At 33.2% G+C, this 8,823-nt stretch carries 10 protein-coding genes; 2 read left to right on the forward strand and 8 right to left on the reverse strand.

Annotation, left to right across the window (positions count from 1 at the left end):
• The 5 genes from ABJI11_RS08340 to ABJI11_RS08360 all read right to left on the reverse strand — a co-directional run.
• The coding region (locus ABJI11_RS08340) for a DNA repair ATPase (protein WP_348351165.1) at positions 1–540 on the reverse strand (540 nt) is incomplete at its 3' end.
• Between the two features lie 59 nt (positions 541–599).
• The gene (locus ABJI11_RS08345) at positions 600–2,666 is read right to left on the reverse strand and encodes an SPFH domain-containing protein (protein ID WP_276492946.1); all 2,067 of its coding nucleotides are present in this window, start codon (positions 2,664–2,666) and stop codon (positions 600–602) included.
• Positions 2,667–2,680: 14 nt separating this feature from the next.
• The gene (locus tag ABJI11_RS08350; RefSeq protein ID WP_348351168.1) at positions 2,681–3,391 is read right to left on the reverse strand and encodes a hypothetical protein; all 711 of its coding nucleotides are present in this window, start codon (positions 3,389–3,391) and stop codon (positions 2,681–2,683) included.
• A 4-nt stretch (positions 3,392–3,395) separates the two neighbouring features.
• Positions 3,396–4,109 carry a PspA/IM30 family protein gene (locus ABJI11_RS08355; protein WP_348351170.1) on the reverse strand — a complete coding sequence of 238 codons (714 nt, stop codon included), beginning with the start codon at positions 4,107–4,109 and terminating at the stop codon, positions 3,396–3,398.
• A gap of 12 nt (positions 4,110–4,121) precedes the next feature.
• The gene (locus tag ABJI11_RS08360; RefSeq protein WP_276493277.1) at positions 4,122–4,517 is read right to left on the reverse strand and encodes a molecular chaperone Tir; all 396 of its coding nucleotides are present in this window, start codon (positions 4,515–4,517) and stop codon (positions 4,122–4,124) included.
• Positions 4,518–4,757: 240 nt separating this feature from the next.
• On the opposite strand from ABJI11_RS08360, the gene ABJI11_RS08365 reads away from it, so the two are divergent.
• The gene (locus ABJI11_RS08365; RefSeq protein WP_348351172.1) at positions 4,758–5,513 is read left to right on the forward strand and encodes a helix-turn-helix transcriptional regulator; all 756 of its coding nucleotides are present in this window, start codon (positions 4,758–4,760) and stop codon (positions 5,511–5,513) included.
• Between the two features lie 56 nt (positions 5,514–5,569).
• Here the strand turns inward: ABJI11_RS08365 and ABJI11_RS08370 are convergent, their stop codons facing one another.
• The gene (locus ABJI11_RS08370; RefSeq protein WP_027067037.1) at positions 5,570–5,761 is read right to left on the reverse strand and encodes a cold-shock protein; all 192 of its coding nucleotides are present in this window, start codon (positions 5,759–5,761) and stop codon (positions 5,570–5,572) included.
• A 292-nt stretch (positions 5,762–6,053) separates the two neighbouring features.
• On the opposite strand from ABJI11_RS08370, the gene ABJI11_RS08375 reads away from it, so the two are divergent.
• Positions 6,054–6,896, forward strand: a complete 843-nt coding sequence (locus ABJI11_RS08375; RefSeq protein WP_348351174.1) for a hypothetical protein — start codon at positions 6,054–6,056, stop codon at positions 6,894–6,896.
• 3 nt (positions 6,897–6,899) lie between these two features.
• Here ABJI11_RS08375 and ABJI11_RS08380 read toward each other — a convergent pair whose 3' ends face one another.
• Together ABJI11_RS08380 and ABJI11_RS08385 are read right to left on the reverse strand one after the other, a co-directional pair.
• Positions 6,900–7,739, reverse strand: coding sequence for an aminotransferase class IV (locus tag ABJI11_RS08380; protein ID WP_348351176.1), 840 nt, complete (start codon positions 7,737–7,739; stop codon positions 6,900–6,902).
• Between the two features lie 154 nt (positions 7,740–7,893).
• A partial coding sequence (locus ABJI11_RS08385) for a PQQ-dependent sugar dehydrogenase (RefSeq protein ID WP_348351178.1) occupies positions 7,894–8,823 on the reverse strand: 930 nt, incomplete at its 5' end.

Consider the following 8,823-nt stretch of genomic DNA (forward strand, 5'->3'; position numbering starts at 1 on the left):
ACGGTTATCAATATATTTAAGCGAGTTTTCTACCAATAACCATTTAAAGGTTTTAATATCGGTAGGACTTTCGCTTAATTGAAAGACCATATGTAGATAATTTCCAATTATGGCAAAATTGGAAAATATCGTATTTCTATAATATTTATATAAGTTGGTAAAATCAGACTTAAAAGTTTCGTCATCTAACAAGTTAAGATCAGAAGCTTTAAAACTATTGTCTACAAAAGTGTAACTACTAAAAACATCTTTAATGTTTATTTCAGTTCTAAGTCCAAAATGAACGTTATACCCAAACAGACAGGTGTCACCAAAAGAAACGATATCTCTTGCTATACAATTGTTTTCCGTATTGATTCTATCATTAGCAATAAGTTTGGTCTCTAATGATCCAAAAACGGTTTTTCTATCATCATTTAGCTCAATCAGTTTACTCTGTAATAGTTCCTTCTGCTTTTGCAGTCGGTTTTTAATTACATCATAAGTACCGCCATCTAAAATATGTTCTTCCGTTTTGTCTGTTCGGGATTCTTCTGCCATAAAAATAACAAGGCTTTAGTATTACATTAATAATTCACTTAAAAACTCTAGACACTATGTTATTTTAGCTTTTTATCGCCCATACCTAATCCTTTAGCAAGATTAAATAGGTTGCTAAATAACGTCTGCTCATCGCTGTCATTAGACTTAGATTTTAAGTCCATCAGTAAATTAGCAATAGTTACATTTTTAAGGTCCTCAGATGAAATACCGTATTTATCCGCGAATTCTTTAACCTTTTCCAATAGATTACCTTTAACGTCGTCACTGCCTAAAATAGCATCTTTTACGTCTTGTATATTGGTACTGTTCTCTACCAATCTATCATAACCTTTACCTTTTGTAATCTGTCCGATAATTTGATCAAAGAACATAGTCTCACCACCTACAATATCAATTTTGGCAGCTTTTAATGCATCACCAATAACCTGGGCTTGTGCATCTGCAATATCTTTCTGAATATTAATCTGCGCAAGATCTATTTGTAATTCTTTATCTAAACGCAACTTAAACTCTTCGTGCTCTTTACCAACACCATCTAGTTTCTTCATTGCATTTGCCTTTTCTTCAATACCAGCGGCATCTGCTAAAGCTTTTTCTTTGATTACATCAGCCTCTGCCAATCCGTCTTTACGTTTTGCTTCTGCTTTAGCTTCAATACCGGTAGCTTCAGCTTTTGCTTTTTTCTCAATGATGATTGCTTGTACAATTCCCTCACGCTCAAAAGCATCAGCTTTAGCATGCATCACCTGAGCTTCAGACATACCAACAGTTGCTTCTTCTTTTGCTGTTGCTTCAGCCAAAATTTTACGGGCTTCTGCTTCTTTCTCACTAGCTTCTTTATGTGCCAATGCTTCAATATTGATTTCTTCCGCTTTTTGTTTAGCAGCCTCTTTTTGAGCCTCTGCAGCTTTAATCGTTTTAATTAAGTCTTCTTGAGCGTTTGCTTCGGCAATCGTAATTTTCACTTGTTTCTCACGATCTGCAGTTTTGAAAGCTTGAATATCTTTCATGTTTTCTTGCTCTTCCACTACTCCTTTTTCAAGGGTAACACGATCACGAATAACATCTTGAATATTTTTCTTCTCAACTTCAACAACTTTCTCTTTTTCAATCTGCGCAAGAGTAACAACTCTTTCTCTTTCCGTAGCCTCTAAAAGTCTGTCTTTTTCAACTCTTTCCGTTTCAACTGCATCGGTACGTTGTTTGTTCTTTAACGCAACAATAATTTGACGCTCCATGTTCTCTTCAGCAACCTTCACCTTTTCACGAGTGGCAATACGGGCAGTTTCTGATTTCAACAATTCTTCTTCAGAAACCTTTAAAATTTCAGCTTCTTCGCGAGACTTGATATTTGAGATTTCTCTTTTTTGCTGTTCTTCTTTTTCAGCTAACTGCTTGTCTAGTTCTAAAATAGCCTCACGCGCCTCAACATCTTGTTTACGGATTACTTTCTCTTCATCACGCTTAATAAGGTTGGCTTTAATGTTTTGTGCAGCGGTTAAATCTGTAATTTTCTTAATACCTTCAGCATCAAGAATATTATCTGCTTTTAGATGTGACACGGCAGTTTGCTCCAGATAATCTATGGCGCAATCTTCTAAGGTGTAACCGTTTAGGTCAATTCCGATAATATCAACAATTTCATCTCTAAACTCTCTACGAGCTTCATATAATTGAATAAAGTCGAATTTCTTACCAACGGTTTTTAAGGCTTCAGAAAACTTGGCTTCAAAAAGCTCTTCAAGAGTTTCTTGCTTAGAAGCTCTTTGCACACCAATGGTCTGAGCAACTTTTTTAATAAGGTCTACTTCGTTATTTACCCTAACAAAGAAGGCAACTTTAATATCTGCACGCATGTTATCCTTGCAAATTAAACCTTCTGTAGCAAGTCTTTCAATTTGTATTTTCTTTACTGAAATATCCATTACTTCAACACGGTGAAATACGGGTACAACGTAAAGACCTTTGTCCGTAGCTACTTTAGTTCCTCCAAAACCTGTTCTGACCAAGGCTTGACCTTGATGAACTTTCTTGTAGAACATAGCAATAATTGCAAAATAAACAATGATAAGGAAGAGGATTACTCCCAGACCAATACCGATAATTGAAAAGATGGATTCCATAAATGATTTAAGTTTTATTGGTTATAAGATTGTACTAAAAAGTGTGTATGATCCGCAGATCTTTTGATAATTAATACCGAGCTACCGTAGGTTAACGGCTTACGGTCTAATGATTTTACGTAAATAGAATGGCTATTACCTTCTGCTTTAACTTCTGCATTTCCCATTTTATCTTCACTAATGTTTGATAACAATATAGCTTGCCTTCCTAAAAAATCTACAGGCGCATCGCCATCTTTGTTCAGGTGCTTAAAGAAACCTTTAAACGGGGTGGTAAATAGCTTGTTAACAAATAGTGCTGGAAAAAATGCAGCTAACATAATTATGAAACCTATATAGTTTTCATAAGTAAACGTAATGGTGGTCAGTAAGGTTGTCATCAACCACCAAACAAATATCCAGCAGGTAAATGTGAACATAAAAGGTAGTCCCACAAAGTTGAAATAGATAAGGAAAATTTGCCACCATTTTAATGGTCTGCGTCTTTTTCCTAAAACATCATCTTGATTTACCTCTGTATTAGAGATATCTTCAAAATCAAGATTACCACCTTCTATACTAGAGTCAAAATCAATATCTGCATCTATGTCAATATCTACATCAACATCTAGGTCAAAATCAAGACCACCTATCATGGTAATGATCCAATACACCAGAAGGAGTATCAATAATAAGGTCAATGTAATATTTACCTCTGAAAATAATATGTCTATTAGTTGATTCAAATTTTTATTTTTTGGATTTGTTAAACCCTAATTGTTCTTTTAATTTTTGAAGTTCATCATCTGCGGCGGCTTCAGTAGTATCAGCAGCTTTGTCTAATTCTTCATCAATAGATTTACTAGAATTTGCAATATCACCATAAGCTTCTGCTAAGGCTTCCTCTTGCGCTATTTTATCTTTCATTCTCTCAAGCATAGAAACTGTACCGGTACTATCCAATTCAGCCATTTGCTTATTAAGATTTTTGGTAGCGTTACTCACTTTAACACGTGCTTTAAGCGTCTTAAGCTCATTCTCCCAGTTACCAATGTTAGCTTTTAAAGCTTCAACATTACCTTGCATTTGGTTTACGTTAGCTTCAAATTTTTCAGTTTCTACTTTTGTAGCTTCTAATTGCTTTTCGTTGGTTTCTTTTTGTATTAAAGCTTCTTTAGCAAGTCTATCTGCTTCTGAAGCATCCATTTCTTTACTATTTGCCTTCTTTAAAATGATAATGGCTTTATCTTGATACTCTTTAGCTTTGTTCTTGTAAACGTCTTGATCGTTCTTAGAACGTATTGCAAGTGCTTTTACTTGTGCAAGCGCCTCTAAACTTTTTTCCAGATCTAGCTTCATATCCCTAATGCCTTGTTCTGTCATCTTAATAGGGTCTTCCATCTTATCTATTGCTGAATTGGTTTCAGCCTCTCCTATTTTAAATAGTCTTTTAAATATATTCATGATTTTTTGTTTTTAATATTTAGAAAATTCAATTATTTGATCTGAGTATTCACTCATTAATAAGCTTAAAGAATTAAGACTAGCTTCAAACTCGTTAAGATCCATATTCTCTATTTGTAAAGTATCTCTGAATATGACCCGGTTTGCAGTTTCATCTAGAACGAAAGCACCGTGAATGATATCTCTATTTTTCTGAAGTAAATTTTTAAAGATTTTTTCTGATTGATTATGGACAGAAAATATAAATTGTTCCATAATTAGAATTGGAGGCGATACTCCTAAAATCAGATTTTTTATTCCAGAATCTTCTTTCTCTACAACCAAAATACCTTCTCCTCTATTCTCTTTAACGATATTAAAGTTTAATTGAAGTAGATAATCTCTGGTTATATTAAAATGGTTTTTCATATGTATTGGTTTTTGTAGGTGGATTCTTAAATTCAATAATACAAAATATTATTGGTGTGTTTTCCTCAATTATATTAGGAGTACCAAAATGTAAACAACTACGATGAACATAATATTGTGTTTTAAAAAGGTTAAACTAAAATTACTTGCTCAAAACAATAGCATTTTAAATAATTATTGCTAATTTCGTTAGACAAATATAAATATATTTTTATCAATTGCAAATTTTATTAGCAAAAAATGTCATATTTCGGAAAGAACATAAGAAAAATAAGAAGTTTAAAAAGTCTCAGCCAACAGGCGTTTGCGGAGCTTTTTGACTTAAAGAGAGGCACTTTGGGTGCTTATGAAGAAGGAAGAAGTGAACCTAAATTAGAGACATTAATAAAGATTGCTAATTATTTTAGCATCCCTATAGATGATCTGTTAACGACAGAATTAACAGTAAATAATTTATTAAAGTTCAAAGGAAATTTAACGGTAGAACAGGATTTAGGTGAACAAGAGTTTTTTATAAAAGTGCCGTGTATAACAACATTAAATCAATCTGATTATATTAAGTATTATAATAAAGATTCTTACATACAAGATTTACCATTTTTATCATTACCTATAAATCCTGATAAGAAATTTAGGGCTTATACTGTTCAAAATTTAGAAATGAGCAAAAATGAATCGGGTATGTTTCCTAAAGATATTGCCATTGGTGAATTTATTCCGTCAAATGTATATTCTAAATTAAATAATGGCACTTTAGTTTTTACGGTTACAGGTCAAAATATCATTTTACGAAGATTGTTTATTACTAATGACCATTTTGTACTACGGGCAGAACATAAAAATGTAGACGATGTTACCTTACAATTTAAAGATATAAAAGAAATGTGGCGAGTGCGGTATGTGTTCTATCATAGATTGCCCGAAACCAATTTCAATTTAGAAGAAAAGTTATTTCAATTGGAAAAAGACTTTGATAGACTTAAAAATGATCTATAATAAAAAAGCCCTTCATTACTGAAGGGCTTTTTCTTAAACTTGAATGTATATATGTCTTAGATAACTTTAACGTTCACTGCGTTTAAACCTTTGTTACCTTCTTTAAGTTCGAATTCAACTTCATCGCCTTCACGAATTTCGTCGATTAAACCAGAAATGTGTACAAAGTGATCTTTTTCAACTCCTTCTTCAGTGATAAAACCGAAACCTTTTGTGTCATTGAAAAATTTTACTGTTCCTTTACTCATTGTAATGTAATTTAAATTATAATACTTATTAAGAGGCAAAGATGACGCCAATAGTTGACAAACAGCATTTAAAGTAGTTTTATATCTATTTTTTGTGAATACTTTAAGAGTTTTCGTACTTAAATTGAATTATAAGGTCATCTGCAAGCACAATTCTTCTCAAATTCATAGAAAATAACTTATCTCAAATATAATTAGCCGCTAAATTTTAGAACTAAATAGCTAATTGAGTATTTATATTTTATGATACTTTAGTAGAAACAACTTAAATCAACATCAAATACTCATTACAATGAAAAATTTATTTTTATTTAAAAATGCCCTTTTTGGGGTGTTATTTACTTTACTCTTATCTAACGCTGTTATAGCCCAAGAATCTAAATTCGATTTTTCTAAAGATTTATTGCTTGTTCAGTTAGATTGTAAAACTGACATAGACGATTTACATACTGCAGCCGGTTTGGCTACACTTTTAAATCATCCAGATTATAAAAATTTAAATTATTTCGCTATTGCCGGTACTTATGGTATTCAAGAAGGATTATATGTGCCGCCAAATGAGCTAATGAAATTGGCTTTTAAAAGTAATTGGGCAGATGCGGATAAGGAATGGGAAACATCTATAGATATAGTTGTGAGTAAGGCATTGAGTATCATTGATAATGGTGGTGCAATATGGATAGCAGAGGCTGGACAATCAGATTTTACTGCAGATTGGGTAAAGAAAATTAGAACAAAAGACCCTTCTCTAAAAATTAAAGATCATATTCATGTGGTTCAACATAGTGATTGGAACGAATCTGTCACAGAACCTGCTAAGTTAATGTATGTAAAAACAGCAACCGACTATCATAAAATAGCCGATGGCAATGCTATGGGCAACGGTACACCAGGCTTAAAGTCTGACGGTAAGGTAGATTGGGAATCAAAAATTAATAATCAACATTTAATTAATGTTTGGAATACCGCCATTCGTATAGGAAATAAATACAATGGTAAGGACGGCAGATATCTAAATGAAAGTGTTGCTGAAGGCGGATTGGATTTTTCTGATTTAAGCGAAGTATGCTATATCCTAGACCTTATGAAAATAAAAGATGCAGATGAATTTTTTACCTATTTTAAGGTAGACTAGTGTTTATTTTAATTTAAAAAAGGCCTCTTGTAACTTTTTAGTAATGGGGCCTTTTTCATTTCCTGTATATAATTGGTGCTCATCAATTTTTTGAATAGCTGCAATTTGAGTGCTAGTTCCTGTTAAGAAAGCTTCATCAACGCTTTCTATATCTTCGAATGAAATTGCCGTTTCTCTCACCTCTATACCTAGAGTTTTACAAAGCTCAATTACAACTATTCTGGTAATTCCGTTAAGAATATATTCATTTGCTTTATGGGTAAAAACGACCCCATCTTTAACAAAAAATAGATTACTGTGAGAAGCTTCGGTGAACATGCCGTTTCTATGTAATATAGTCTCATAACATTCATGTTGCATGGCTTCTTCGTTCAGCATCACATTACCTAAAAGAGAAGTCATTTTAATATCGCATCTAGACCACCTAAAATCTTTTCGTGTAACTACATGTGCATTTACCAAGTTTATTTCAGGTAAAACTTTCGGTACTGCATACATCATTACCGTTGGTTTTATGCTTGAAGGAAAAGAGTGTTGACGTGGTGCCACTCCCCTAGTAATCTGTATATACAGTATACAGTCCTTGTCGGTTAACAGCGAAGCTTTCAATAAGTCATTTATTCCAATTGAAAGTTGGCTTGTATCAAAATCTATATTGATTTTATGTAAACCAGATTGCAGACGTTCTAGGTGCTCTTTTTTATAAAAGAATTTTCCGTTTATTTGAACCATGACTTCATAAAGACCATCACCAAAAATAAATCCGCGGTCGAAAACAGAGACCTTAGCTTCATCAGAATTTACAATCTGTCCGTTTAAATAAACTTTATCTGGATAACTCATATTATTTTAGAACCTATTGGTTGTTTTTGAAATATTATGGATTGATCAATTATATAAATGAACTATAAATATAGCCACAGAACGAACAATTCTGGTATAATTGCATAAAAAAAGCAGCCTTAGTAGCTGCTTTTTTATACATATTATCTATTCATTAATTGTTGGCTGCTAGCGCTGTATCATTATAGGAAAGCCTATAAATAGCATCTCCAAAATCATCAGATATAAGCATTGATCCATCTTTTAAAACTAACATATCTACTGGTCTGCCAGATGCTTTCTGCTCAGATTCATTTAACCATCCGTCTATAAAAGGTTTACTGTTAATAGCTTTACCATCTTTAATATCAACCATCATAATTCTGTAACCTACTTTCTTGCTTCTGTTCCAGGAGCCATGTTCAGCAATAAAAGCTTTCCCTTTATACTCTGCAGGAAACATGTTACCAGTATAAAACTTAATAGCTAATGGAGCTACGTGAGCACCTAACTGTAAAGCAGGGGCAACAAAATCTGAGCAAGGTCTTAAATCTCCGAATTCAGGATCTTTAACTATACCTCCGTGACAAAATGGATAACCAAAATGTTGTCCGGCTTCTGTAACAGTATTCAACTCACATGGAGGGGTATCATCTCCCAACATATCACGACCATTATCTGTAAACCACATTTGCTTAGTGTCTGGATGCCAAGTGAAACCAACTGAATTTCTAACACCTCTGGCGTATATTTCTCTATTGCTTCCGTCTGGGTCCATTCTTGAAATTGTTGCAAAACGTTCGTCTTCATCCGTACGGTTACAAATGTTGCATGGAGCACCAACGGGTACATATAATTTGTCATCAGGTCCAAAGGCTATATATTTCCATCCGTGATGAAATTCGGTCGGAAAATCATCATAAATCAATTCCTTTTTTAATTCACCGCCAACTTGGTCTTCAATATTAGGATATTTCCAAAGACTACCTGGTTGCGCAACATATAAATCACCATTTCTCATGGCAATTCCGTTTGGTACTTCCATAGTATCTAGTACTATAATGTTATCCGCTTTAAAATCACCGTCAGTATCTTGAATGGCATA

Origin of the sequence: Maribacter sp., assembly GCF_039968975.1 — a bacterium.
GTDB lineage: Bacteria > Bacteroidota > Bacteroidia > Flavobacteriales > Flavobacteriaceae > Maribacter.